This window comes from Microbacterium sp. F51-2R, assembly GCF_052180235.1.
GTDB lineage: Bacteria > Actinomycetota > Actinomycetes > Actinomycetales > Microbacteriaceae > Microbacterium.
Genome location: NZ_CP197470.1, coordinates 2,646,903 through 2,672,210 on the forward strand (window position 1 = coordinate 2,646,903; position 25,308 = coordinate 2,672,210).

Genomic DNA, 25,308 nt, shown 5'->3' on the forward strand with positions numbered 1-25,308 from the left:
AATCGTTCCACCCAAGATGCACATACGTGCAAAGAGGGGGGAGAGCAGACGGGAACGTGCCCGCGATCTCCCACGGGGCGGACGAAACGTCGCCGGACCTGTGACTGAACGAACGTGCAAACACTCCCACCCGGAGGAGCTCACGCAGATGCCGCGCCGCGTGTGGACGGTGGCTGGCGACAGCAGGATCGTCCCGCTGCCGCGAACGCGCTCGGGCTGGGCGCCGACGTCACCGTCATCGACATCTCGCTCCCGAAGCTGCGCGCACTCGAGGCCCGGTACCAGGGCGCCCTCCAGACCCGCTATTCGACGCGGTACGAGATCGCCGAGCAGCTCGCCGACGCCGACCTCGTCATCGGGTCGGTGCTCATTCCCGGTGCCGCGGCGCCGAAGCTCGTGACAGACGAGATGGTCGCCGGGATGAAGCCCGGATCGGTGCTCGTCGACATCGCGATCGACCAGGGCGGATGCTTCGAGGGCTCGCGTCCGACGACCCACGACGAACCCACCTTCCCCGTGCACGACTCGCTCTACTACTGCGTGGCGAACATGCCGGGCGCCGCCCCGCACACGTCGACGCGCGCCCTGGTGAATGCGACCCTGCCCTACATCACGGCGGTGGCCGATCGCGGGTGGGAGGCGGCAGCCGAGGCGGACGCCTCGCTCGCGCAGGGGCTCAACGTGCGCGCCGGCGAGGTCACGAATGCGGCCGTGCGGGCGGCGATCTCCCGCTAGCAGCGCGCGCGCACGCGTTCTGGCCGGTGCGGACCTGCCGATAGCAGCTCTCGCCCCCGTGCCTCCGAGCTGCGCGGTTCGGTCCGCGTCGCAGGCTTCTCGCTCATGGGGAGCGGCCAACCGCTACGGGCCCGCTCGAAGGCGCGTTCCCACGAGGAATCGCGGATGAAGACGAGATCGAGGGCCATCATCGCGAGGGAGAACGGCCAGAGGCCGAGGAGCAGGCCGATGCCGAGATGCATCGCCATGATCACCAGAAGCGCCGCGTAGCGCGTCGGCCGCCACAGGATCAGCACCGGGAACAGCAACTGAGCCCAGATCGAGATCCATGAACCGACGGCGACGAACGGCGTGATCTGCCAGGCGATGTCGCTGAGCACCGGGAAGACGCGGAACACGTCGAGGTTGAGCGCGTAGTACAAAGCGGACCCCTCGACCCACTCCTTGCCCATCAGCTTGAAGATCCCCGAGTTCACGTAGATCAGCACGACCTGGTATCCACACAGGATGACCGCGGTGTTGTGCGCGGTCGCGGTGAGCCAGTCGGGGATGCGTCGGGTGACGGCGATCGGGTATACCGACGCGACTCCGCGACGACGACACCACCACGCGTCGATCGACCAGTGTCTCGACAGGTTCGCGAAGATGCAGAACAGCAGTGCGAGGCGGATGACGACGTCCCCGCCGTTGGTGAGGAAGACGCAGTTCGTCGACAGCGCGATCCAGAACAGCAGCAGCAGGGGCGTGACGACGCGGCTCGCGAATCCCGCGAGGAACAGGAGGGCGAGCGCCACGAGGATGCCGTAGCTGACATCGAATGCCACGGCATCCGTCTTCGGAAACAGCAGTCGCAGGAACTGGGGGTAGCCGCGGCGCTCCACCGCGGGATCGACCCACGTCGAGCCGGCTCCCCACAGGTAGTGCCGGTCGCCGGCGCTCGCCATGAGAAACCAGAGGATGGCGATGCCGAGCAGGATCCGCAGGGCGGACATGCTGTAAGTGGCTCTCTCCGCAGCCGTGAACCAGTCGACGAGACGGGTTCTCGCGGAGCGTTTCGACCGGCGGGTCCGCAGCGCGGTGCTCACGAGCCGTCACCGTACCTGGCGATCAGTGATGCGAAGGTGGCGAGCGCATCGGCGCGGATGCGGTCATCTGCTTGCCGCCACCCGAAGCGCGTCGTGGACGGCGCGTACTGCGGGGCGTCGTCGAAGCGTCGGTCGAAATCGTTCGGTCGCTCGCGTGACACCTCCCACCGGATCCGCTCGATCTTCTCGCCGAAAGCCGATCGACGAGCGTGTGCGGCGGTGTTCCTCGATAGCCACCCTCGAAGCGCTCGATGAACGTGTCCTGCACGGCGGCACGCTGTTCACCGGTCAGCTGCCGGAAGCGAGTGAGGTAGGCCGTGAGCGCGTTCCAGGAGAGCTTCTGCACCCGAGACGGCAGGGCGCTCCCGGTCACGGAAGCGAATTCGACCTGGGTGATGTTCAGCCACCTGCTCTTGACGAGGTGGCCGCCGCTGTCGCGCCATTGCGCCTGGACGAGGAACTCGGGGTTGGACTTCGAGATATTGGGCGCGAAGACATTCCACTTCTGGGCGAAGTAGGGACTGGCGGCCCCGGTGACTGCCGCGAACGCCGTCTTCACGGGATTGGGAGGGGAGACGAACAAGAGCGTCACGAACACGTAGGTGACGATGACGAGGATCGAGACCGCCGTGGCGATGTTCCGGCCGCGCGTGTCAGAGGCCATGCCGTCAGCTCTCTTCCTTCGGCCAGGAGGCAAGCGTGTGGGGCCGCCCGCTCTGCGGGACGGCCACACTCGCTCGCGATCAGCGCTCAGCGCGTTTGCGTCGGGCAATGAGGAGGACGGCTCCACCCACGAGGAGCATCGAGCCCACCGGTACCAGCCACATGCCGTCGAAGCCGGTGGTGGCCAGCGTGGAGGCGTCGTTCGCGGCGGGGACGGGCGTGACGTTCACGGTGGCGTCGGTGGCGCCGCCGGTGTCGACGTCGCTGCTTGCATCCACGTCCACGTCAACGGCCGCATCGGCGTCGGCCGCGGCATCGGTGTCGGCGTCGACGGAGGCATCCTGATCCGCATCGACCGTCGCGTCGAGGTCGGCGTCGACCGCCGCGTCTGCGTCTGCGTCCGCAGCATCGAGGTCGGCATCCACCGCACCGTCGACGGCCGCGTCCGTATCGACCGCACCGTCGACGTCGGCGTCGACCGTCGCGTCCGCGTCTGCATCGACCGTCGCGTCGAGGTCGGCATCGACCGATGCGTCGAGGTCCGCATCGACCGATGCGTCTGCATCGACGTCGACGCCGGCATCGGTGTCGGTGTCGGCCGCGCACGACAGGTCCCGGAAGACATTGTCATCGAGCGTCACTGATCCGTTGCGGGCCAGCGCGCGGCCCTCGACGGTGGTGCCCGTAACAAGACTGATAGAGGTGAGCGCCATGATCGTGCCCACGAATGTCGTATTCGTCCCCAGCGTCGCGGAGCTCCCGACCTGCCAGAACACGTTGCAGGCCTGTGCGCCGTTGATCAGGTCGACGGCGCTGCCGGTGGCGGTGATCAGGGTGGAGCCGATCTGGAAGACCCAGACGGCTGCGGGGTCGCCCTGCCCGTCCAGCGTGACGGTGCCGGTCAGACCGGCGGAAGAGGCCGCCGTGTACACGCCCTGCACGAGTGTGAGGCCGCCGAGCTCGCCGCCGTTCGGAATCGCCCCGTCGGATGCCTGCCCCGCTGCGGTGTCGTACGCGATGGTGAGGTCGCTCTGAGCCTGCAGCGCCTCGGCATCCGCTGCATGCGTGGTGCCGCCGACGACGATCCCGGGAGGGAACCCCGAGATGCTGCTGCCCGGCGAGACGCCAGGTCACCGTTCAGGATGCTCGGGCCGGTGTTCGTCACCGACGCCCCTCCGAGGACGACGTAGGTCTCGGCCGTACCGAGGTCCACGGCGGTGACGGCATTCGCGGGAGCGGCGATGGCGAAGCTCGCCAGGGTAAGGCCGACCGCTGCGAGCGCGGCTGCGCCCGAACGATAGCGGCGACGGCGTGAGACGCCGTGGGGCAGAACTGACATAGGGGATCCCATGGGGGCTGCCTCTTCATCTCCCGAGATGCGGAGGAACACAGCCCGAAGTGAGCCACCCCCACCCTAGGCGGCGGAACTCCGGCCGTATACGGCCTATCAATCGGTCGCTGCGACCGTTACGGTTGCTGCGGCCCTTGGGCGGCATCTGATATCTGAACATGTTCAGAAATGCAGTAGTGTTGCCGCATGGGCGACGGCATTGCGCGGATCGCGGTCATGGCGGGCGGTAGCGGATTCATCGGGAGGGCCGTGGCGGAGGCCCTCGCCGCGGATGGATATGCGCTGCGCTTCATCGGTCGTGGGGCCGGAACGCGGTGGGACGACGCTGCGGCGATCGGCCGCGCCGTCGACGGTGCCGATGTCGTGGTGAACCTCGCCGGCCGGTCTGTGAACTGCCGCTATACCGACGCCAACCGTGACGAGATCCTCGAGTCGAGGCTGGCCACCACCCGAGCACTGCGAGAGGCGATCGAGCGGGCTGAGCGGCCGCCCCGGATCTGGCTCAACGCGTCTACGGCCACCATCTACCGGCACACCATGGATAACCCCCACACGGAGGCGGACGGACAGATCGGCTCCGGATTCTCGGTGGATGTCGCGACCGCCTGGGAGCGGGAGCTGTTCGACGGATCCCTCCCCGGCACGCGAAGAGTCGCGCTGCGCATGGCGATCGTGATCGGCGACGGGCCGGCGACGCGCATGCTGCTGACCCTCGCCCGCTGCGGGCTCGGCGGTACTCAGTTCGACGGGTGGTGCCCGCCCCACCGCCGCTATCGGGGAATCGGCATGCACCCCACCGGCCCCGACACCGCGCCCTGGTACCGCACCGAGGGTCGACAGAAGTTCAGCTGGGTGCACATCGACGATGTCGTCGCGGCGATCCGGTTCATCCGCGACGACGAGACGCTCGCCGGGCCGATCAACATCGCCTCGCCGCGTCCGTCGGACAACCGCACCCTGATGCGCACGCTCCGACGCATCGTCGGGGCACCGGTGGGCCTGCCGGTCCGGCGCTGGATGCTCGAGCTCGGGATGTGGGTATTGCGCACCGAGCCCGAGCTCATCGTGAAGAGCCGGTGGGTGCTTCCCGGTGTCCTCACCGACGCCGGCTTCCGCTTCCGATACGTCGATCTGGGTGAAGCGCTCACCGATGCGCACCTTCACCGCACGGCGCGACCGGCCGGTGCGTCCGACGACACTTCGAGGCGCGGCATCCGTGTCGTCTGAAGACCGGGCGAGCAAGGGCGAACGCACCCGCCTGCGCATCCGCACCGCCGCGCTCACCTCGTTCCGCGAGAACGGCTATGACGCGACCACGATCCGAAAGCTCGCCGACGAACTCGGGTTGTCGGTGGGCGCGACCAACTACCACTTCCCGTCGAAGAACCACCTGATCCAGGAGCTCTACCTCGACGTGCAGCACGCGCACCGCGCCGCCGCCGAGCCGCTCCTGGAGGGCGAGACCCGCCTGGTCGAACGCCTCCGTGTCGTCTACGCGACCGGACTCGACCAGCTCGAGCCCTACCACGCGCACGCGGGGGAGTTCCTCTCCGCCGCGGTCTCGCCGCGTTCTCCGATCAATCCGCTCTCCGCGGAGTCCGCCTCGGCGCTCTCGATCGTCCAGGACCTCTTCGCGCGCGCCGTGGACGGGGCGAGCACGACCGGCCTTCCCGACGACATCCGCCCGCTCCTGCCTCGTGCGCTCGTCCTCGCGCACCTGCTGCTCGCCCTGTTCTGGGTGTACGACACGTCGGAGGGGCGGCGCCGCACGCGTCGACTCCTCGACGGCGGCCTGAAGCTCCTGGGAACCATGCTTCCTCTCACGCGACTGCCGGTCCTGCGCGGTGCGGTGCGCGACATGCTCGCGCTCGTCGGCGACGTGCGCGCATGACCGCGGACTTGCGATAGCCGCGTCGAGTGCCGCCATGCGTCGTGCCGATCGGCGGGTGCGCGCTCCCCGTCGGCGCCGTCCCTGGACGGCGCGGCGCCGACGGGGAGCCCCCCACCTTTCAGGCGGTCGATCCGATCTGGATCTGTCGAGGCGAGGCGGACTCGGGGAGCAGCGGAACGGTCACCTTCAGCACGCCGTTCTCGAATACCGCCGTGGTCTTCGCATCGTCGGCCTGCTCGGGCAGGGCGATGCTGCGGTAGAGGCTGCTGCTGCTCTCGCGAACCACATACTGCTTCGCCTTGTCCATATCCTTCTCGTGCCGTTCGGCTTGGATGACGAGGGCCCCGCGGTCGATGTTGACCGTGATGTCCTTCTCCTCGAAGTTGGGCAGATGCGCTTCGACGACGAGCTGCTTGTCGTCTTCGGTGTAGACGTCGGTGGTCGGCATCTTCACGCGCACGCCGCCGAGGAGGCCCTCGCCGAAGAGATCGCGTCGCAGCGTCTCCAACCCGAGGAAGGGGTCGAAGCGAACGAGGTTGAGTGCCATTGTCCTGCTCCTTTCAGTGAGATCGCGCTCGGTACGACGCCAGTGTCTGCGCGTGCGGCCCGCACGGGCAGGGCCCTTGGTCCCTCGACGGCTCCCCGCGGCCGTCACTTCGCCGTCGAGGGTGAGCGCGCGGTGAAGCGCGCCGAGCGACGGTGGACGCGGCGCTGGTAGCGGCGCACGGTCGTCACGACGGGCGGCTGGGGCGCGGGCTGCTGCGCGGCTTGCGCGAAGAACCAGCTCTTCGTGATCTCGACGCAGACGAGGTAGGTGGCGACCATTCCGACCAGTGCGAGGAAGAACGCCGCCGGAAGGGGACGGAAGCCGAGCAGACCAGACAACGGCGAGTACGGCAGCCACACGCCGATGGCGACCACGGTGAGAGACGCGGCGGTCAGCCCGGCAGAGGGCCGGCTGCGGAAGAACGGGATCCGGCGGGTGCGGATGGCGAAGATGATGAGCGTCTGCGTGGCGATGGACTCGATGAACCATCCGGCCTGGAACTCGCCTTCTGCCGCGTGGAACACGAACATCATCAGAGCGAAGGTGGCGAAGTCGAACAGCGAACTGATCGGCCCGAACAGGAGCATGAAGCGGCGGATCAGGCCGATGTCCCAGTGCGACGGCGCCCGCAGCTGCTCGGAGTCGACGCGGTCGCCCGGGATGGCGAGCTGCCCGCTGTCGTAGAGGAGATTGTTGAGGAGGATCTGCCCGGGGAGCATGGGCAGGAACGGGAGCACGATCGAGGCGACGGATGCGCTGAACATGTTGCCGAAATTGCTCGAGGTGCCCATCAGCACGTACTTGATCGTGTTCGCGAAGATGCGCCGACCTTCGGTGACACCGTCCGCGAGGACGGCCAGGTCTTTGTCGAGCATCAGCACATCGGCGGCGTCCTTCGCGACGTCGGCGGCGGTCTGCACGGAGATGCCGATGTCGGCTTGGTGCAGGGCGAGAGCGTCGTTGACCCCGTCACCGAGAAAACCGACGCCTCGACCGGAGCGCCGCAGCATCCTGATGATGCGTGCCTTCTGCTCGGGAGAGACACGGGCGAAGATCGTCGTCTCAGACGCCGTCCGTCGCAGCGCATCGTCGCTGAGCGCATCCACCTCGGTGCCGGTGAGGATGCCTGTCGAGAGGATGCCGAGAGCCGCGAGGACCTTCCGTGCCACCACGGGGCTGTCGCCGGTGGCGATCTTCACCGCGACCCCGAGCCGCGCGAGCTCGTCCAGGGCGGCACGCGCGTCGGGCTTGGGCCGATCGAGGAAGACCAGGAAGCCCACGAGCGACAGATCATCCTCGTCTTCGATCGTGAGATCGACCAGTCCGGGTGCGGGCTTCGTGGCGACCGCGACGACGCGCCCACCGGCGGCGTATTCGCCGTCGAGGAGCGCCTGCGCTCCTGCGGGGACGTGGGAACAGGCGCGCATCACCTCCTCGGGTGACCCCTTCGTCACGACGAGGCGTTCCCCCGCGGGGATGTCGACCAGCACGCTCGTGCGGCGGCGCTCGTGGTCGAATGCGAGGAGATCCACCCGGCGGTACGCGTCGGGCCGAATCGACTCGGGACGAGCGGCCGCCCACAGCGCGGCATCCAGCGGATTGAGGCCGACCGCGCCCTCCACGGTGGCCGTGTAGTCCGCCTCGGTCGCCAGCAGCCCGAGCAGGAGCAGCCGATCGGGTGGGGTGCCGGGCTCCGCGACGCGTGCGCCGGCGAAGCTGATCCGCCCTTCGGTGAGGGTGCCGGTCTTGTCGGTGACCAGGATGTCCATGTCGCCGAGGTCCTCGATGCACACCATCCGCTTGACGAGCACCTCGCGCTTCGCGAGTGCGCGCGAGCCGGCTGCGAGGCTCGTGCTGACCACGGCGGGCAGCAGCTGCGGGGTGATCCCCACGGCGATCGCGAGCGAGAACATCAGCGCCTCGAGGATCGGTCGCTGCAGCAGCACGTTCACGACGAAGATCACCGTCGTCAGGACGAGGGCGACCTCGAGCAGCAGCACCGAGAAGCGTGCGAGTCCACGCTGGAATTCGGTCTGCGGCTGTTCCGTGGCGAGCTCACCGGCGATCCGGCCGAACTCCGTCTGCGGCCCCGTCGCCACGACGACGGCCGTCCCCGTGCCGGACTGCACCACCGTGCCCATGAGGACGCACGAGGTGAGGTCCCCGATCCCCGCCGAGGCCGAGATCGGCGCGGTCGTCTTGGTGGTCGGCAGGGACTCGCCGGTGACGATGCTCTCGTCGCAGGCGAGATCCCCCGCCTCCAGGAGCCGCATGTCGGCGGGCACGACCGTTCCGGTGTTGAGCTGTACGACGTCTCCGGGCACCAGGTCGGTGACGTCGACCTCGACGGGTGCGCCGTCCCGGTGGGCGATGGCGGTATGCCTGATGCGGTCGTGCAGAGCATCCGCGGTGCGTTCCGCCCGGAACTCGTTCACGAACCCCAGGCCGATGCTCGCCACGAGGATGATCCCGATGATCACGGCGCCGGCGACCTCGCCGAGGAACATCGACACGAGAGCGGAGACGAACAACAGCAGCAGGATCGGGCTCCGCAGCTGACGGCCGAGCACGCGCCACGGCCGCGCGCGGTGGCTGCGCAGCGCGTTAGGGCCCACAACGGCGATCCGTGCGATGACCTCGGCCGACGTCAGACCCTGCGGCGTGGAGGCGAGCAGAGTCAGGACGTCGGCCTGGTGCCGCGAAGCCGCATCGCGCACGGCCAGCGCGGGCGCCGCGGAGGCGGCGTTCCGCTCGCTCATGTTGGGCGGCGACCCGGTGGTGCGGGGTGGACCCATGCTCGCCTCCGTGTCGAGGCGCTCCCGGCACCGCGATCGTCGCGCGGGCTCCGACCGAGGGGTGGCGGGGACCTCGGCTGTCATGGTCGCAGTCCGCGCGACGCTGGCTCAGGACCTTCGGCCTGGCGGATCCGCCTCGAGTCGCGCAGGGGGCATCGGCGAATTCTGGTTCGGCTGCTTCCGCTTCTGACCGCGGCGGTCGATGCGGTGTGACCGTGGAGGCGCCGATTCCCCTCCGGAGGCGATCAGGCCGACTCTCGCAGAATCGACCACAGCTTGCCGATCCGGGCGCCCATGTCCACGCTGTCCGGGTTGAGCAGCCACTGCAGCTGAAGGCCGTCGGCGACGGCGACGAGGATCGACGCGGTGTCTTCGGGATCGATGGATCGCGACAGCTCGCCCTCCTCCTGCTGAGCCCGGATGTCACCGGCGATCTCGGCGATCAGCCAGCGATACCGGTCGACGAAGAACTCGTGCGCGACGCCGTCGCTGTCGACGCTCTCTGCGGACATCGACACGAACAGTCGCACGAGCCCCGGCTCGTCGGAGTTGCGCTCGACAGCCCGAAGGAGGCGGCTCACGGAGTGCACGTGGCTGAACTCGCCCGGGCCCGTGGCGCGATCGTCGCGGCGGCGAAGCACGGCGAGGAAGAGCTCCTCCTTGGTGCTGAAGTAGTGCAGGAGGCCGGCCTGACTCAGACCGGTCTGCCGAGCGATCTCGCGCATCGACGTCCGGTCATAGCCTCGTCGCGCGAACTCATCGAGAGCAGCATCGAGAATCTCCTCGCGCTTGGCGAGGCCTTTCGCATACGGGCCACGTGACGCCATATCGACATGGTAGCGACGGGAAATCTGTGAAACTATGTCGTTGATCGGTTTTACGATCACCCACCGACGACGACGCGGGGAGAAGACACGTGGAAGACCGCATCCGAGCCCTCCGGAATTCCCTCTCGCTGCGCGAGAAGGTGCGTCTGCTCACCGGGCGGGATTCGTGGTCGACGGCGCCCCTCGCCTCGATCGGTCTTCGCTCGATGGTGCTCTCGGACGGACCTGCGGGCGTGCGCGGACCGCTGTGGGATGAGCGCTCGCCGTCGGTGAATCTTCCGTCTCCGACGGCGGTCGCGGCATCCTGGGATCCGATGATGGTCGAGCGGGTGGGAGCGGCGCTCGGCAGTGAGGCGGTCCGCAAGCAGGTCGATGTCGTCCTCGCGCCGACCATCAACATCCAGCGCACGCCATACGGAGGCCGGCACTTCGAGGCGTTCAGCGAAGACCCGCTGCTCACCGGCGCCGTTGCGTCGCACTATGTGCGAGGCATCCAGAGCTTCGGAGTGGGCGCGACCGTCAAGCATTACGTCGCAAACGACTCCGAGACCGAGCGCTTCACCGTCGACGTGCGCGTCTCGGAGCGTGCGCTGCGCGAGGTCTATCTCGCGGCGTTCGAGCGGCCGGTGAGGGACGGGTCGTGGCTGGTCATGAGTGCCTACAACTCGATCAACGGCGCCACGGCCTCGGAGAACCCGCTCCTGACCACCCCCCTCAACAGCGAGTGGGGCTTCGACGGCGTCGTCGTCAGCGACTGGACAGCGGTTCGCTCGCTGGAAAGCGCGCGTCACCCGCAGGACCTCGTCATGCCGGGCCCGGCAGGGCCGTGGGGAGCGGCGCTCGTGGAGGCGGTCGAGGACGGACGGATCCCGATCGGCGCGATCGATCGGAAGGTCGACCGGATGCTCACGCTCGCCGCCCGTGTGGGGGCGCTGTCGGGGATCGAGCCGGCCCCCCGCCGCACCCCGCTCAGCGGTCCGGAGGTCCGCGAGGTCGCAAGGGAGGCCGCCGTCGCAGGGGCGGTCCTCCTCCAGAACGACGGGACGCTTCCCCTCGGGGCGCCGGGCTCGATCGCCGTGATCGGCGAGGCCGCGCGGTCGGCGCGGACCCAGGGCGGCGGAAGCGCCACGGTCATCCCGGCGATGGTGGCGAGCCCGCTCGACGGCATCTGGGCGCAGTGGCCCGAGGCCGAGGTGTCATGGCACCTGGGCGCAGTGGTGCAGGGCGGTCTGTCCGACCTCGACGACGGCACGTTCACCACCGCCCTGGGCGACCCGGGGATGACCGTGCGGTATCGGGATGCCGCGGGCCGGGTGTTCCTCGAGGAGAAGCGTCGCGCTTCGCGCATCGTCGGCTTCGACACGGATTCGCCCCTCGTCGTCGCCGACTCCGTCGAACTGGAGTTCCGGTGGCGTCCGCGGTCGGAGGGCGGGCGTGCGCGACTGGGCATCGCCGGTCTGGCGGACTTCTCGATCGCCGTCGATGGGAAGGTCGTCGCCGACGGCGAGCTTCGCACGGGTCCCGACGACGACCACGCGGCAGCCGTCCTCCACCCGCCCGCAACGGTCGTCGAATTCCCGGTTGCCGACGACGATGTCAGTGTCGCCGTGCGCCTCCACCCCGTCCCGGGTGCGATCCCCGATGCCCTGTCGCTCGGGGTCGGCCTGCCGCCGACCGTCCGCGACGCCGACGAGCTCATCGCAGAGGCGGTCGCGGCCGCCACGACGGCAGAGGTCGCCGTCGTGGTGGTCTCGACATCGTCGGAGGTCGAGTCCGAGGGGTTCGACCGTTCCTCGCTGTCCCTGCCCGGCCGGCAGGACGAGTTGGTCCGTGCCGTCGCGGCAGCCAACCCCCGCACCGTCGTCGTCGTCAACTCCGGTGCTCCCGTGCTGCTGCCGTGGCGCCACGAGGTCCCGGCCATCGTGGCGACGTGGTTCCCCGGCCAGGAGTTCGGGCACGCGCTGGCCGGCATCCTGTCGGGCGATGACGAGCCGGGAGGCAGGTTGCCGGTGACGTGGCCGGATGACGAGGCCACCGTGCCCGTCGCCGAGACCCGTCCGGTCGAGGGCGTGCTCGCCTACGACGAGGGCATCCACGTCGGGAGCCGCGCGTGGCTGCGGGCGGGCGCCGCGCCCGCCTACCCGTTCGGGCACGGGCTGGGGTACACCGCGTGGACGGTCGACGCCGTCCACGCGCCGGAGACCCCCTCACCCGACCGGCCGACCCCGGTGTCGGTCCGCCTGACCAACAGCGGACGCCGGGCGGGCAAGACCGTCGTGCAGGTCTACCTCGAGCGGGTGTCGCCCTCGACGGTGGATCGTCCGGTGCGGTGGCTGGGCGGCTTCGCCGTCGCATCGGCCGAGGCCGGCGAAGCGGCGGAGGTCCACGTCGCCGTGGCGCCCCGCGCGTTCGAGCACTGGGACGGAGAGTGGCGCCGGGAGCCCGGCGAGTACGCCCTGCGGGTCGGGTTCTCGGTCACCGACCTGGTCGCCTCGATCGCGATCTCCGTGCCGGCGATCGACGCTGGGAGCGAGGCATCCTTCTCCGTCGTCGCGGGAGCGGCGCAGTGAGGGCGGCGGGGGAGCACGGCCGCTACGACGCGCGCTTCCGCGCAGTGGCAGCCAGGTTCGCGGAATTCGTCGCCGCCGACCCGTCGTTCAGCGCCCAGCTGAGCGTCATCCTCGACGGCGAGCCGGTCGTCGACCTCGCGGCGGGGCCCGCCCTGCGCTCATCCTCGGTCACCGGGGTCTACTCGAGCACCAAGGGCATCGCGGCCCTCGTGATCGCCCACCTCATCGACATCGGCCGGATCGATCCCGATCACCGGGTCGCCGACTACTGGCCGCAGTTCGCTGAGGTGGGAAAGGGTCGGATCACCGTGCGGCAGCTGCTCTCGCACCAGGCGGGCCTCCCCGTCGTGGAGAGACCGCTCACGCTCCACGACGTCGAAGACTCGCGGGAGGCCGCTGCGGCTCTCGCGGGTCAGCGGCCACTGTGGCGCCCGGGATCCGCGTTCGGCTACCACGCCCTCACGATCGGCATCCTCATGGAGGAGCTCGTCCGGCGCGTGGCCGGACGCACGCTGCAGGAGGTCTACGAGACCGTCGTGCGCGGCCCGGTCGGCGCCGACTTCCACCTCGGCCTTCCCGCGAGCGAGGACGCACGATACGTTCCGCTCGGCGACGTGGCGCTCACCGCGGCGCAGGCGGCGGAGATCGCGTCGCGGCCGCCGGCCGACGCGATGGCGGCGGCCGTCTTCTCCAACTTCGCGATGCCCGACGACCGTTCACCCGAGGGCACGAGCACGAACAACCCTGCGGTGCGGCGAGCCGGGTTCGCCGCGATCGGCGGCGTCGGCTCGGCGACGGGGCTCGCCGAGCTGTACGCGGCGACGCTCCCGGGCTCCGGTGGCACGATCGCACGGCCCGAGGTCTTCGCCGAGATGGCGCAGCAGCATTCCTGGGGGACGGACCGCGTGCTCGGCATCCCGAACTGCTTCGGCCTGGTGTTCATGCTCCCCCAGCCGCGGCAGCCCTTCGGCGGGCCCCGCGCGTACGGCCATGACGGGGCGGGAGGCGCTCTCGCGTTCGCCGACCCGTCCACAGGCGTCGCGTTCGGCTACATCCCCCTGCCCATGCAGTACCCCGGCGGCGCCGACCCACGGGCGGTCGAACTCGCGCGCCTCGTGGGAGACGCCGCCCGCACAGCGGCCTAGCCGCTCTCTCACCCTCCGCGGCCTCACTCGGGCCCCCACCATCAGGAGACGACAAGATGACGACGGACCCGCTCGGCGACGCCCGCTTCCTCGCCGCCGACACAGACCGGGCGGCCGCCCCGATGTTCTGGGCCGAGCTGCCCCTCGCGCAGCCGCGCGCGGCCGTCGTCGCCGCGACGCTTCGCGCGACGGCCCATGGTGTCTACGAGGCCCGCATCGACGGCCGGCCCGTCACCGATGCCGTGCTCGCGCCCGGCTGGACCTCGTACGAATGGCGTCTCGCCTACCAGGACCACGACGTCCGCGACCTCGTCGTCGGCGGATCGGGCCCGCTGCGGGTGGAGCTGACCCTCGGTAACGGCTGGTACCGCGGCGACCTCGGATTCGCGGGTGCGAACGCGAACTACGGCGAGGAGATCGCGGTCGCCGCCGTGCTCGACATCGCCTACGCGGACGGGGCGACGCAGCGCTTCGTCACGGGACCGGGCTGGTCGGCCGAGACCTCGGACACCCCGCGCAACTCGCTGTACAACGCCCAGACCATCGATGCCCGGCTGCGCACCGCGGCCACGCCCCTCCCCGTCCGCGAGACCGACATCGACCGGTCGACCCTCGTCCCGCAGAGCAGTCCCCCGGTCCGCCGCCAGGAGACGATCCGTCCGGTGCGCATCTGGACATCGCCCGGCGGGCGCACACTGGTGGACTTCGGGCAGAATCTCGTCGGGTGGATCCGGTTCACCGTGCAGGGCCCGTCCGGCACCGAGATCGAGATCCGCCACGCGGAGGTGCTCGAAGACGGCGAGCTCGGCACCCGGCCGCTCCGCGGCGCCGAGGCGCGGGACCTGTTCGTGCTCTCCGGCGGGCAAGACGCGTTCGAGCCGACCCTCACGTTCCACGGCTTCCGCTACGCCGAGGTGCGCGGCTGGCCGGGCGAGCTCACTCCCGACAGCCTCGAGGCCGTCGTCGTCCACTCCGAGATGCGGCGCACAGGGCGCTTCGCGTGCTCCGATCCGCTCGTGGACCAACTCGTCCACAACTCGGTCTGGGGGCAGAAGGGCAATTTCCTCAGCGTCCCGACCGACTGTCCTCAGCGTGACGAGAGACTCGGCTGGACCGGCGACATCGCGGCGTTCGCGGCATCCGCGTCCTTCGCGTTCGACACGTCGGACTTCCTCGACAGCTGGCTGACGGATCTCCGCGTCGAGACGATGCACGCTCCCGATCGAGGGGTTCCGCTGGTGGTGCCCGACGTGCTGAAGTACGCGCACTTTCCCGCCGACTTCAGCCTCCCGCCGTGGGCGGCGACGGCGATCTGGGGGGATGCCTCGATCTGGGTGCCACAGGCGCTGTGGAACGCCTACGGCGATCGCGACCGACTGGCCGCGCACTACCCCGCGATGAAGCTGCACCTCGAATCGGTGGAGCGCTACCTCTCGCCCACCGGGCTCTGGGACCTGGGCAATCAGCTCGGCGACTGGCTCGACCCCGATGCGCCGCCGGACAAGCCTGATGCGGCGAAGGCCGACCCCTCGGTCGTCGCCACCGCTTGCCTGGTCCGGTCTGCGGCCTTCGCCGCCGAAGCAGCGGAAGTCGCGGGCGAGATCGCGGATGCCGAGCGCTGGGCGCAACTGGCGGCCCGCACCCGCGCGGCGTTCAACGAGCACTACGTCGACGGCGGGATCGTCCGCTCAGACTGTGCCACCGTGTACGCCCTGGCGATCGCCTTCGACGTCCTCGATGCGGGCGATCGCGCGGCCGCGGGCGACCGCCTGGCCGAGATCGTGCGCGCGTCGGGCTACACGGTGACGACCGGCTTCGCCGGCACGCCGTTCGTCACGTGGGCGCTGTCGGAGACCGGCCACATCGACGACGCATATGCGCTTCTGCTCGAGAAGTCCTGCCCGTCGTGGCTCTACCCCGTGACCATGGGGGCGACCACGGTGTGGGAACGGTGGGATTCGATGCTGCCCGACGGCACGATCAACGCGGGGGAGATGACGAGCTTCAACCACTACGCCCTCGGGGCCGTGGCCGACTGGATCTACCAGGTCGTGGGCGGCATCCGGCCCGACGCGCCCGGCTACGATCGCGTGCGCATCCAGCCTGTGCCGGGACGGGGAATCGACTGGGCCGAGACGGCGTACGAGTCGCGACACGGCACGATCTCGGTCGCGTGGCGGAAGGAGCCCTCCGGCTTCACCCTCGAGGCGACTCTCCCGGAGGGTCTGCCCGCCGTCATCGTGCTGCCCGACGGTCGCGCCCAGGAAGTGATCGGCGGGACGCACGTGCTGACCGCCGTCTGAGGCGCCCTGCCCCGACGCAGAAGAGCCCATGGTCCCGCGGGGGCCATGGGCTCTTGCAGTGCTTGCGGTCAGCGCAGGGGCGACTCCGCGGCGGTCTTCGCGGGGTCGCGGTCGACCACGTCGCCGAGCGCCTCATCGATGCGCGACATGAGATCCCCGGGGATCGCGACGCCCGACGCGGCGACGTTCTCCTGCACCTGCCCGGGCCGTGATGCTCCGATCAGCGCCGAGGCGACATTGTCGTTCTGCAGCACCCAGGCCACCGCGAGCTGCGCCATCGTGAGGGACAGCTCATCGGCGATGGGGCGCAGCCGCTGGACGCGCTCGAGCACCTCGTCGCGGAGGTGTCGTCCGATCATCTCCGCGCCTCCGTTGCCGTCGGTGGCGCGGCTGCCGGCGGGAGGGGTGCGCCCCGGAAGATACTTGCCGGTCAGCACGCCCTGTGCGACAGGCGACCAGACGATCTGGGAGATGCCGAGCTCGCGTGATGCGGGGACCACCTCCGCCTCGATGACCCTCCACAGCGCCGAGTACTGCGGCTGATTCGAGATGAACGGGACCCGCAGCTCGCGAGCCATCTCGGCGCCCGCGCGCAGCTGGTCGGCCGTCCACTCGCTCACCCCGATGTAGAGGGCCTTCCCGGCGCGCACGATGTCGGCGAAGGCCACCATCGTCTCCTCCAGCGGCGTCGCGTTGTCCCAGCGGTGGGCCTGGTACAGGTCGACGTAGTCGGTGCCGAGGCGGCGCAGCGAGCCGTCGATCGACTCCATCAGGTGCTTGCGCGACAGGCCCGTGTCGTTGGGGCCGCCGGGGCCGACCGGGTAATAGGCCTTCGTGAGGATCTCCAGAGACTCCCGTCGCTGACCACGCAGCGCGTCGCCCAGCACGACCTCCGCCGCGGTGTTCGCGTACATGTCCGCGGTGTCGAAGGTCGTGATCCCCGCATCGAGGGCGGCGTGGACGCACGCCGCGGCGGCGTCGTTCTCGACCTGCGATGCGTGGGTGAGCCAGTTGCCGTAGGTGATCTCCGAGACCTTGAGGCCGGAGTTCCCGAGGTAGCGGTGCTTCATGTGCTGCGCGTCATCCCTTGATCGCGCCGGCGGTCATCCCCGCCACGATCTGCCGGTTGAAGAAGATGTACATGAGAAGCGGCGGGATGGTGATCAGCAGGATGTTCGTGAAGAGCAGGTTCCACGAGGTCTGGAACTGGCTCTGGAAGTTGAACAGCGTCAGCTGCACCGTCGCGTTCTCCGAGCCCGGAAGGAAGTACAGCGGATTCGCGAAGTCGTTGAAGACCGCGACCGACTGCACCACGATCGCCGTGACGATGACGCTGCGCAGCAGCGGGAACCCGATGCGGAAGAACAGGCGGAGCGGCCCCGCGCCGTCGATGGCCGCCGCTTCGTCGAGCTCGCGGGGGATCGTCGACACGAAGGCGCGGAAGAGCAGGATGCAGAACGCCATGCCGTAGGCGACCTCGACGAGAGCGAGTCCCGGGATCGTGTTGAAGATCCCCAGCCGTTGCATGATCCACGCCGTCGGCACGATGGCCGGTGGCACGATGAGCCCGGCGAGGATGAGGAAGCTGATCCACGGGTTCCACCGCGAAGGGCGCCGGGCGAGGACCCAGCCGATCATCGCGGCGACCACCACCATGATCGTCACCGACAGGACCGTCAGGATCACGCTGTTCCAGAACGCGACGATCAGCATGTAGTCGTTGGCCTGGAAGACGGCCACGACATTCTCGACGAGGGCGAATTGCGTCGGCCACGCGAAGTCGAGGTTGGCAGCCTCGGGAGCCGTCTTGAGCGCCTGGATCGCGATGAAGGCGAAGGGCACGAGGAACACGACCGCGGAGACGATGATCGCGATGATGCCGACGATGTGCCGTCGGGCGTGTCGGAGCTTCACAGGTCTGTCTGCTTTCGGTTGAGCCACGAGAACAGCGGCACGATGATCACGGCGACGAGGACGAACAGGACGACGTTGCCCGCGGTCGACAGCCCGTAGAAGCCGGCGGCGTACTGCTTGTAGATGACGGAGGCGAGCACATCGCTCGAGAAGCCCGGGCCGCCTCCCGTCATGGCCCAGATGATCTCGAAGGAGCGAAGGCCGCCGATCAGCGACAGGATGATGACGGTCGTGGTCGCCGGGCTCACAAGCGGGAGAGTGATGTGCCGGAAGTTCTTCCACCCGCTGGCGCCGTCGACCTTCGCCGCCTCGTAGTACTCGCGAGGGATGGAGACGAGTCCTGCCATGTAGATGAGGGTCGCGAGTCCCACTCCCTTCCAGATGTCGACCAGGATGATCGAGTACAGCGCGAGGTTCGGGTCGGTGAGCCAGCCCGGACCGGCGATCCCGAAGAGGGCGAGCGTCCGGTTGATGGCGCCGTCGAACGGATCCATGAGCGCCTGGAAGGTGATGCCGACGCCGACGGTGCTGACGAGCACCGGGAAGAAGATCACCGCGCGGAGATACCCTCTCGCGAGGATGTCGGAGGTCAGCAGCACGCCGAGCGCGAGGCCGAGGACCACCTTGGCGCCAGAGGTGAGAGCGCCGTAGATCAGCGTGTTGACGAACGCCTTGCTGAGCTGCGGGTCGGTGAAGAAGGTGACGAAGTTCTCGACCCCGATGAACTGCACGTCGAAGAACGACCAGCGGGTGAAGGCGAAGTAGAAGGAGGCGAACGTCGGGGCGATGAACAGCACCGTGTAGATCGCCGCGCCCGGGAGCAGGAACCATCGCGGATACATGCGCGAGTTGAATCCGCCTCCTCGCCGGGGGGTGCGAGGCGGTTCGAGTGCGACCTTCGGCACTGCGGGACTGATGGTGGCCATCTGAGAGTCTTCCTGACGGGCCCTCGGGGCCGGGAGGCGATGCCTCGCCGACCCCGAGGGCGGATGTGTCACGGTGAAGGCTGGATCACCAGCCGGGCAGGCCGAGCTGCTGCGCCGCCTTCGCCGAGTCCTCGTCGTAGGCCTTCGCACCGTCCGCGCCGGATCGGATGCCGGAGCCCACCTCGACGGTGATGCTCGCCAGGTTCGGGCCCTTGACGGGCGACAGGAACTCCAGTGCGGGAGCGGTCTTGCCGGCGTCGAAGTACGGCAGCATGTCGGCGACGATCTTGGGGGCGTCGCTGGGCAGCGTGCAGCCCTTGACCACATACGCACCGGTGACGCCGATCGCCTTGGTGATCACGTCGCAGCCTTCGGAGCTCGCGACGAAGGCCATGAACTTCTTGACCTGTTCGGGGTGGGGGGTGTTCTTCGGTGCGTAGACCGCAGAAGGCATCCAGACGGTCATGCCGGCGGCATCCGCGGAGTCGCCGGGAACGCCGAAGAATCCGACGTCACCCGCGTTGTCGGGGTAGTTCGAGACGATGGTCGCCTGTGCGAATCCGAGCATCGGGTAGTTCGCCGCCGTGCCGGTCGCGATCGCCTTCAGCCCGTCGTCGAGCTTCGCCGACGCGAAGTCCTGGTTCAGGAAGCCGCCGTCGTACAGATCCTGGAGCTTCGTGAAGCTCTTCTGGGCAACCGGGTCATCCGCGAAGTTGACCTTGTTCTCGGTCCACTTCGTCCCCCAGTCCGGGTCGCTCTCGTAGACGTTGTAGAAGTCGGCGAGGGTCACGATCTGAGACGTCCAGGCATCGCCGAAGGTCATCTCGACGGCGTCGTAGCCGGCATCCTTGATCTTCTGGGCGTTGGACATGAACTCGTCCCACGTCTTGGGCACCTCGAGGCCGAGCTTCTCGTAGATCGGGATGTTGTAGAAGATTCCGCCGCCGCCGGCGGACTGCGTCGGAACACCGAAGACGCCCTTGTCGGTGGAGACCGACTTGACGAATCCGGGATCCAGGTTCTTGACGAAGCTCTCCCCCGAGATGTCGAGCATCGTCTGGTCGGGGTTGAGGGCGGACAGGAGCGACCCGCTGTTGTACCAGAACATGTCGGGCATCGACCCGGTGGCGAGCTTCGTCTTGATGGTGTTGTCGATGTCGGGCGACCCGCTCGGACCGGACGCGTCGACCTTGATGGTGATGTCGGGGTTCTTCTCGTGGAACGCCTTCGCGAGCGCCTCCATCGTCGTGGTGTTGGCCTCGACGCCGGCTCCGGAGAACCACGTCAGGGTCACGGGCCCTGAAGAGTCGGCTGCGCCGCCCCCGCCGGAGCATCCCGCGAGAACGATCCCCGCGATCGCGAGCCCGGCCAGCGTGACGGGCCGCGCTCGCCGTGTGAATGAAGACATCCTTACCTCCTTGTAGGACCACTCGGTGCACCCATCGTTCGGGCTTGAAAACTATTCAACGATGGGCTTTCGGCAATAGTAAACCTCGCCTGCCCGGCCGTCAATCACGGATGGGTCACGATCCCGGGCGATAAGCGGCGGAGAAACTCGGTCATTGACAGTTCTTGACATTCTCGTCTCTCTGCGGCATCGTCGTTCCGATGTCTGAATCGATTCAAGATCATTCAAGGCATCTTCACCTTGACATCGCTACGAAGGAGTGCGACCGATGAATCGCGATGAAGTCTTCCGCCGATGGAGCGCCGGGGCTCCACCGTCGACAATGGGAGGAGGTCGGAGGAAGGCCTCGCTCATGGCCGCCGCCACGACCGCCGCAATGGTGGCGCTCACGGTGCCGCTGCTCGCTGCTCCCGCTTCCGCAGCCTCGAAGGGTGGTGACCATCCCGTGACCGTGGAAGGTCTGAGTGTCAACGGGCGTGAAGACGCGCCGCTCGGCATCGGCAGCACGCACCCGCTGCTCGGGTGGACGATGACGGCGGAGGAGAAGGCCGGCGACCCCTGCTTCGACTCGTCTGTCAACGGCGTCTGCGCGCTCGACAAGCAGACGGCATACGAGGTGGAGGCCGCGGCATCCGTCGCCGCACTGGAGCGGGGTGACCTCATCTGGGACACGGGTCGTGTCGAGTCGGCCCAGCAGACGAACGTCGTCTTCCAGGAGAAGCTCGCCTCGCGCGACACAGTGGCGTGGCGCGTGCGCGTCTGGGATGCCCTGGGCAAGGAATCCGCATGGAGCGAGCCGTCGACGTTCTCGGTCGGACTGCTCGAGCAGGATGACTGGGGCGACGCGCGCTGGATCGAGCAGGCGGGCCGCACCGAATCGCAGGCGTTGCCCATCTTCGCGCGCAGCTTCGAGGTTCCCGCGGGCAAGCAGGTGGCCGCGGCATCCCTCTACCTCTCCGGCGTGGGTCTGCACTGGGCGACGCTGAACGGCAAGCCTGTCACCGACGAGCAGCTGGCTCCGGGCAACACCAACTACCAGCTGTCGACCGAGTACCGCACGTACGACATCACCGACGCGCTCGCCGCGGGCGAGAACGTCGTCGGAGTCGAGCTGGGCAACGGCACGGCGTATGTCCGCCGCTCGGTCACCAACCCGAGCGTCGGCCGGACCTCGCCGTACTCGTGGTGGCAGAGCCAGCTCAAGGGAAGCGGCACCCTCGCGGTCGAGGCATCCGCCGGGGCGACGAACGTCAAGGTCAGCAGCGTGTCGAACTACCACGTGGGCGGCACGATCAACATCGACACCGGAGACGGGGGCGATCGCCTCGAGTCACGGGTCATCACCGCGATCGGCACCGCGGGCGCCCTGGGGACAGGCATCTCGTTCGAGCCGGCGCTCACCGGTTCGCACGCGGTCGGCGCGCTCGTGACGGCATCGGGCAACAACATCGCCGCCAGCGATGCCAGTGCCGGTGCGGCCGTCACTCCGCGGCTCATCGGACGGATCGAAGTCACCTACTCCGACGGCACGACCGACACGATCGTGACCGACCGCAGCTGGCGCGCCGCCTCGGGCCCGCTCGTGACCGACGCCTGGTACGCGGGCGAGGACTACGACTCGCGCCGCGAACAGGTGGGCTGGAACGCTCCTGGCGCCAACCTGGGCGAGGGCGCCGTCCGTCGCGACGGGTCGCCGATGAACTGGACGGCGGCGGGCATCGCCCCCGCGCCGAACCTCGCGACCAAGCTCGTCGCTCGTGATGCCGAGGGAATCCACGAGGCGGAGCGGTTCACCCCCAAGTCGGTGACGAACCCGGCTCCCGGGGTCTGGGTCTTCGACTTCGGCCAGAACTTCGCCGGCTGGCCCGAGATCAACCTGCCGCAGCTGCCGGCAGGCACGATCGTCAAGGTCAAGCCCGCCGAGAGCCTCAACCCCGACGGCACCGTCAATCAGTCCTCGCTCGGCCCCGGCGGCCGGGGTCGCGACCTCTTCAACACCTACATCACGTCGGGTCTCGCCGGCGGCGAGAAGTACAACCCGAAGTTCAACTACTTCGGCATGCAGTGGGTGCAGATCGAGGGGCTGCCGGCGGGCTTCACGCCGACGGCCGACATCGTGAGCGGTGTACGCCTGCAGGCGGGAACGCCTGTCGTCGGATCGTTCGACTCTTCGAACGCGCGGATCAACCGGATCAACAAGATGGCCTACTACTCGATGGCCACACAGATCATGTCGACGTTCACGGATTGCCCGGGCCGCGAGAAGCAGTCGTACCCGGCTGACTACACGATGCCGATGGACGGCTTCCACTCGCTGTTCGAGTTCGACGCCTACATGAGGACCACCGAGCACCACCTCGTCGAGGGCCAGTCGGTGGCGAACACGTCGATGTTCGGCAACGTCGCCCTGAAGACCCCCGTCCACGACTGGGGCTACACGGGCCAGTTCGGCGACGAGATCAACTGGGGCAACGGCATCATCCTGGTGCCCGCGTTCCTCTACGAGTACTACGGCGATACCGAGACGATGAGCCGTTACTACGACCAGATGGTCCACTTCGTGGAGTACATCCAGCGACAGAAGGTGGGCACGGGCGCCGATGCCCACATCGTCAACGCGGCGCTGGCCGACTGGGTGGCCGCCGAGCAGACGTCGGGACGCATCACGGGAACGTGGGGCTACTACGTCATGATGACGAAGATGGCCACGATGGCCGAACTGACCGGCCACGACGCGGACGCGGCGAAGTTCGCGCAGGCGGCTGCCGACATCAAGGCCGCATTCAACGGGGCGTTCCTGAACACGTCACTCGGCTACTACACGGCGGGCGGAAACTCCGGGACGACTGGAGCCACGCAGGCCGCGCAGGCTCTCGCACTCGATGCCGGACTCGTTCCGGACGAGTACCGCGAGTCGGTCGTCAAGCAGCTCGTGGAGAACGTGAAGGCATTCGGGCCCGATGACGGACCGCACTTCAGCGCCGGCACGATCGGCCTCGCCGCCGTCGTCCGCCAGCTGACGGCGACCGGCAACGGCGAGGTGCTCTTCGACGCGCTGCAGACCGACACCCAGCCGGGCTACGGCTATTTCATGCAGCCGACGGCCGCGAACCCCGAGGGATTCACGACGATCGGCGAGCGCTGGACGCGTGGTGACTCCAAGAACCACATGATCCTGGCTCAGATCGTCGAGTGGTTCCAGAAGGGGCTCGTGGGCATCAACCGGGCTCCCGGGTCGGTCGAGTACGACCGGCTCGTGTTCAAGCCGCAGCCTGCGGGCGACCTCACGTGGGCCGAGGGGAGCTTCGAGACTCCGCGCGGTGTCGCGTCGAGCCGATGGGACAAGTCGGAGAGCCGTCTCACCCTGATGGTGCAGGTGCCCGCGAACACGACCGCCGAGGTGTGGGTGCAGACCGGCGGCGACCAGGCCGTGCTCACCCCGAAGCGGGCGAAGCTCGAGCGCGTGGAAGGCGACTACGCCGTCTACACGGTCGGCGCGGGTCGGTTCACCTTCGTGGCGCCGACCGCTTCGTACTCGGACCTGACCGCTGCCGTGAAGGCGCGGGCGGCGACGGGCGAGCTGGATGCGCAGCTGGCGGCGAACCTTCAGAAGTTCGTCGAGAAGGCTGCCGCCCAGTCCGCGGCCGGCGACGGCCAGCCTGCGGACAGCGCCCTGCGCTCGTTCCTCAACTCGATCGGCAACGCGAAGGACAAGCGCGCGAGCGCTGCCGCGCGGGAAGAGCTGACCGCGCTGGCGACGCAGCTGCAGGCGGCGCTGCGGGCGGCGGCAGGCATCCCGCTCGATCGCTGATCATCTGACCCAGGGGGCGCAGTCGCGGGGCATTCCGCGGCTGCGCCCCTTGGCGCCCCGGTGCCGCCCTGCCGTAGATTGGGGCCGCGGGCGGGAGCGGGGAGGCACTGTGGCTGTTCGAGGCAAGTCCCCGACGATCCAGGACGTGGCGCAGGAGGCGGGGGTATCGCCGTCGGCGGTGGCGCGGGCCCTCCAGGGCGCACGGGGAATGAGCCCGGCGGCGCGTCTTCGGGTCGATGCCGCGTTCCGCGCGCTCGGACGACCGTCCGCGGACCCCGCCAGGATCTCCCCTACCGGTGTGGTGAGGATCGGGCTCGCGATCCCGCGCCTGTCCAATCGCTTCTTCGAATCGATCGCGACGGGGATCGCGCGCGCCGAGATGGCCGGGAACGTGCGGCTCGTGTTCGCCGCCGCACCCCCGGATGACGAGGGTGACGGGCGGGATGGGATCGAGGATCTGCGTGACCTCGGGGTGGACGGCATCGTCGCCGTCGCACCGCTGATCGAGAGAGAGTGGATGGAGCGAATCGGCTCGGAGGTGCCGCTCGTCTCGATCGGAAGCCGCGCCCAGTCGGCCTTCTACGACACGGTCAACGGCGACGACCGGCTCGGCGCGCGGCTCGTCATGGACCATCTCCTCGCCGGCGGGCATCGCTCGATCACGCACCTCACCCACGAGGACTTCATCATCAGGCAGAAGACCGACACCCCCCACGCGCACCGGCTCGCCGCGTACGAGTCGGCGATGCGCGGCGCGGGTCTCGCCGCCACTGCGCGCGTACTGCGGTGCAGCAGCGGGGAAGAGGCGGCGTACGGAGCGACGAGAGAGGTTCTGGCAGGATCGACCCGACCGACGGCGATCTTCGCCGCGCATGACGACCTCGCGCTCGGGGTCCTCCGCGCCGCCGCTGAAGCCGGCCTCGACGCGGGCGAGCTCGCCGTCGTCGGCTACGACAACACCCGGATCGCGCAGCATCCTCTCGTCGCCCTGTCCTCAGTCGATCAGGCCGGCGAGTGGATGGGCCGCAGAGCGGCCGAGATGATCCTCGAACGACTCGCCTCACGCACCGAACCGCTGCGCGAGACCGCGACGCCGGAGCTCAAGATCCGCAGGTCGTCGGCTGTGCCTCTGGGAGGCGTCGCGTCGCCGCCGACGACACCCTAGTCGGCGGCTCATCGGGCGGGCACGGCCGTCGGGCCTCCTCGCGCGTGTACGCGTTCAATGGCTTCGCATTCGACACTTCGGCATCAGAACGCCACTTTACTTCTTGACGATCGCTGTCGGTCACCCCTACGGTGGCGGTGAAGGTGAATCCATTCAATGAGGTTTCAAGATC

The 25,308-nt window shown here is 68.8% G+C and carries 17 protein-coding genes and 1 pseudogene; 8 read left to right on the forward strand and 10 right to left on the reverse strand.

What is annotated here, in order from left to right; all coding sequences use genetic code 11:
• Positions 1-195 precede the first annotated feature (195 nt).
• Positions 196-735: pseudogene (locus tag ACSBPH_RS11855) on the forward strand (alanine dehydrogenase); the annotation flags it as partial.
• On the opposite strand, the gene ACSBPH_RS11860 reads toward ACSBPH_RS11855, so the two are convergent.
• From ACSBPH_RS11860 to ACSBPH_RS11870, 3 genes are all read right to left on the reverse strand, one after another.
• Positions 732-1,727: an HTTM domain-containing protein gene (locus ACSBPH_RS11860; RefSeq protein WP_442574535.1), complete on the reverse strand. Its 996-nt coding sequence runs from the start codon at positions 1,725-1,727 to the stop codon at positions 732-734. The pseudogene ACSBPH_RS11855 and the gene ACSBPH_RS11860 overlap by 4 nt on opposite strands.
• Before the next feature lie 115 nt (positions 1,728-1,842).
• On the reverse strand, positions 1,843-2,418 hold the full coding sequence (locus ACSBPH_RS11865; protein ID WP_442574536.1) for a DUF5819 family protein: 576 nt from the start codon (positions 2,416-2,418) through the stop codon (positions 1,843-1,845).
• A gap of 145 nt (positions 2,419-2,563) precedes the next feature.
• Positions 2,564-3,589 (reverse strand): ice-binding family protein, encoded by a 1,026-nt coding sequence (locus ACSBPH_RS11870; RefSeq protein ID WP_442577300.1) that lies wholly within the window; start codon positions 3,587-3,589, stop codon positions 2,564-2,566.
• A gap of 431 nt (positions 3,590-4,020) precedes the next feature.
• On the opposite strand from ACSBPH_RS11870, the gene ACSBPH_RS11875 reads away from it, so the two are divergent.
• On the forward strand, positions 4,021-5,061 hold the full coding sequence (locus ACSBPH_RS11875; RefSeq protein WP_442574537.1) for an epimerase: 1,041 nt from the start codon (positions 4,021-4,023) through the stop codon (positions 5,059-5,061).
• Positions 5,051-5,725 (forward strand): TetR/AcrR family transcriptional regulator, encoded by a 675-nt coding sequence (locus ACSBPH_RS11880; RefSeq protein WP_442574538.1) that lies wholly within the window; start codon positions 5,051-5,053, stop codon positions 5,723-5,725. Before ACSBPH_RS11875 ends, ACSBPH_RS11880 begins: the two co-directional genes overlap by 11 nt.
• 118 nt (positions 5,726-5,843) lie before the next feature.
• On the opposite strand, the gene ACSBPH_RS11885 is transcribed toward ACSBPH_RS11880, so the two are convergent.
• The 3 genes from ACSBPH_RS11885 to ACSBPH_RS11895 all read right to left on the reverse strand — a co-directional run bounded on the left by ACSBPH_RS11885 (position 5,844) and on the right by ACSBPH_RS11895 (position 9,894).
• Entirely contained in the window at positions 5,844-6,272 is a 429-nt protein-coding gene (locus ACSBPH_RS11885) for an Hsp20/alpha crystallin family protein (RefSeq protein WP_442574539.1), read from the reverse strand.
• Positions 6,273-6,376: 104 nt separating this feature from the next.
• A complete protein-coding gene (mgtA, locus tag ACSBPH_RS11890; RefSeq protein ID WP_442574540.1) occupies positions 6,377-9,067 on the reverse strand; it encodes a magnesium-translocating P-type ATPase in 2,691 nt (896 codons plus the stop codon).
• 245 nt (positions 9,068-9,312) lie between these two features.
• Entirely contained in the window at positions 9,313-9,894 is a 582-nt protein-coding gene (locus ACSBPH_RS11895; protein WP_442574541.1) for a TetR family transcriptional regulator, read from the reverse strand.
• A gap of 89 nt (positions 9,895-9,983) precedes the next feature.
• On the opposite strand from ACSBPH_RS11895, the gene ACSBPH_RS11900 reads away from it, so the two are divergent.
• The 3 genes from ACSBPH_RS11900 to ACSBPH_RS11910 are packed head-to-tail and all read left to right on the forward strand — an operon-like array spanning position 9,984 to position 15,912.
• Positions 9,984-12,464, forward strand: coding sequence for a beta-glucosidase (locus tag ACSBPH_RS11900; RefSeq protein WP_442574542.1), 2,481 nt, complete (start codon positions 9,984-9,986; stop codon positions 12,462-12,464).
• Positions 12,465-12,508: 44 nt separating this feature from the next.
• A complete protein-coding gene (locus ACSBPH_RS11905) occupies positions 12,509-13,609 on the forward strand; it encodes a serine hydrolase domain-containing protein (protein WP_442574543.1) in 1,101 nt (366 codons plus the stop codon).
• 56 nt (positions 13,610-13,665) lie between these two features.
• Entirely contained in the window at positions 13,666-15,912 is a 2,247-nt protein-coding gene (locus ACSBPH_RS11910; RefSeq protein ID WP_442574544.1) for a family 78 glycoside hydrolase catalytic domain, read from the forward strand.
• Positions 15,913-15,980: 68 nt separating this feature from the next.
• Here ACSBPH_RS11910 and ACSBPH_RS11915 read toward each other — a convergent pair whose 3' ends face one another.
• From ACSBPH_RS11915 to ACSBPH_RS11930, 4 genes are all read right to left on the reverse strand, one after another.
• A complete protein-coding gene (locus tag ACSBPH_RS11915) occupies positions 15,981-16,982 on the reverse strand; it encodes an aldo/keto reductase family protein (RefSeq protein WP_442574545.1) in 1,002 nt (333 codons plus the stop codon).
• Positions 16,983-16,992: 10 nt separating this feature from the next.
• A complete protein-coding gene (locus tag ACSBPH_RS11920; protein ID WP_442574546.1) occupies positions 16,993-17,826 on the reverse strand; it encodes a carbohydrate ABC transporter permease in 834 nt (277 codons plus the stop codon).
• Positions 17,823-18,752 (reverse strand): carbohydrate ABC transporter permease, encoded by a 930-nt coding sequence (locus ACSBPH_RS11925; protein WP_442574547.1) that lies wholly within the window; start codon positions 18,750-18,752, stop codon positions 17,823-17,825. Before ACSBPH_RS11925 ends, ACSBPH_RS11920 begins: the two co-directional genes overlap by 4 nt.
• An 85-nt stretch (positions 18,753-18,837) precedes the next feature.
• Entirely contained in the window at positions 18,838-20,160 is a 1,323-nt protein-coding gene (locus tag ACSBPH_RS11930) for an ABC transporter substrate-binding protein (RefSeq protein WP_442574548.1), read from the reverse strand.
• A gap of 352 nt (positions 20,161-20,512) precedes the next feature.
• Between ACSBPH_RS11930 and ACSBPH_RS11935 the strand changes: the two genes are divergently transcribed.
• Both ACSBPH_RS11935 and ACSBPH_RS11940 read left to right on the forward strand, forming a co-directional pair.
• Positions 20,513-23,971, forward strand: coding sequence for a family 78 glycoside hydrolase catalytic domain (locus tag ACSBPH_RS11935; protein ID WP_442574549.1), 3,459 nt, complete (start codon positions 20,513-20,515; stop codon positions 23,969-23,971).
• Positions 23,972-24,269: 298 nt separating this feature from the next.
• Positions 24,270-25,136: a LacI family DNA-binding transcriptional regulator gene (locus ACSBPH_RS11940; protein WP_442577301.1), complete on the forward strand. Its 867-nt coding sequence runs from the start codon at positions 24,270-24,272 to the stop codon at positions 25,134-25,136.
• The last annotated feature ends 172 nt before the right edge of the window (positions 25,137-25,308 follow it).

What these genes read in the sequence shown, in the direction of transcription:
- ACSBPH_RS11860 (WP_442574535.1), bottom strand. Translation starts at nt 1,727, where the DNA reads ATGTCCGCCCTGCGGATCCTGCTCGGCATCGCCATCCTCTGGTTTCTC.
- ACSBPH_RS11875 (WP_442574537.1), top strand. Translation starts at nt 4,021, where the DNA reads ATGGGCGACGGCATTGCGCGGATCGCGGTCATGGCGGGCGGTAGCGGA.
- ACSBPH_RS11930 (WP_442574548.1), bottom strand. Translation starts at nt 20,160, where the DNA reads ATGTCTTCATTCACACGGCGAGCGCGGCCCGTCACGCTGGCCGGGCTC.
- ACSBPH_RS11935 (WP_442574549.1), top strand. Translation starts at nt 20,513, where the DNA reads ATGGCCGCCGCCACGACCGCCGCAATGGTGGCGCTCACGGTGCCGCTG.
- mgtA (WP_442574540.1), bottom strand. Translation starts at nt 9,067, where the DNA reads ATGGGTCCACCCCGCACCACCGGGTCGCCGCCCAACATGAGCGAGCGG.
- ACSBPH_RS11910 (WP_442574544.1), top strand. Translation starts at nt 13,666, where the DNA reads ATGACGACGGACCCGCTCGGCGACGCCCGCTTCCTCGCCGCCGACACA.
- ACSBPH_RS11915 (WP_442574545.1), bottom strand. Translation starts at nt 16,982, where the DNA reads ATGAAGCACCGCTACCTCGGGAACTCCGGCCTCAAGGTCTCGGAGATC.
- ACSBPH_RS11925 (WP_442574547.1), bottom strand. Translation starts at nt 18,752, where the DNA reads ATGGCCACCATCAGTCCCGCAGTGCCGAAGGTCGCACTCGAACCGCCT.
- ACSBPH_RS11895 (WP_442574541.1), bottom strand. Translation starts at nt 9,894, where the DNA reads ATGGCGTCACGTGGCCCGTATGCGAAAGGCCTCGCCAAGCGCGAGGAG.
- ACSBPH_RS11885 (WP_442574539.1), bottom strand. Translation starts at nt 6,272, where the DNA reads ATGGCACTCAACCTCGTTCGCTTCGACCCCTTCCTCGGGTTGGAGACG.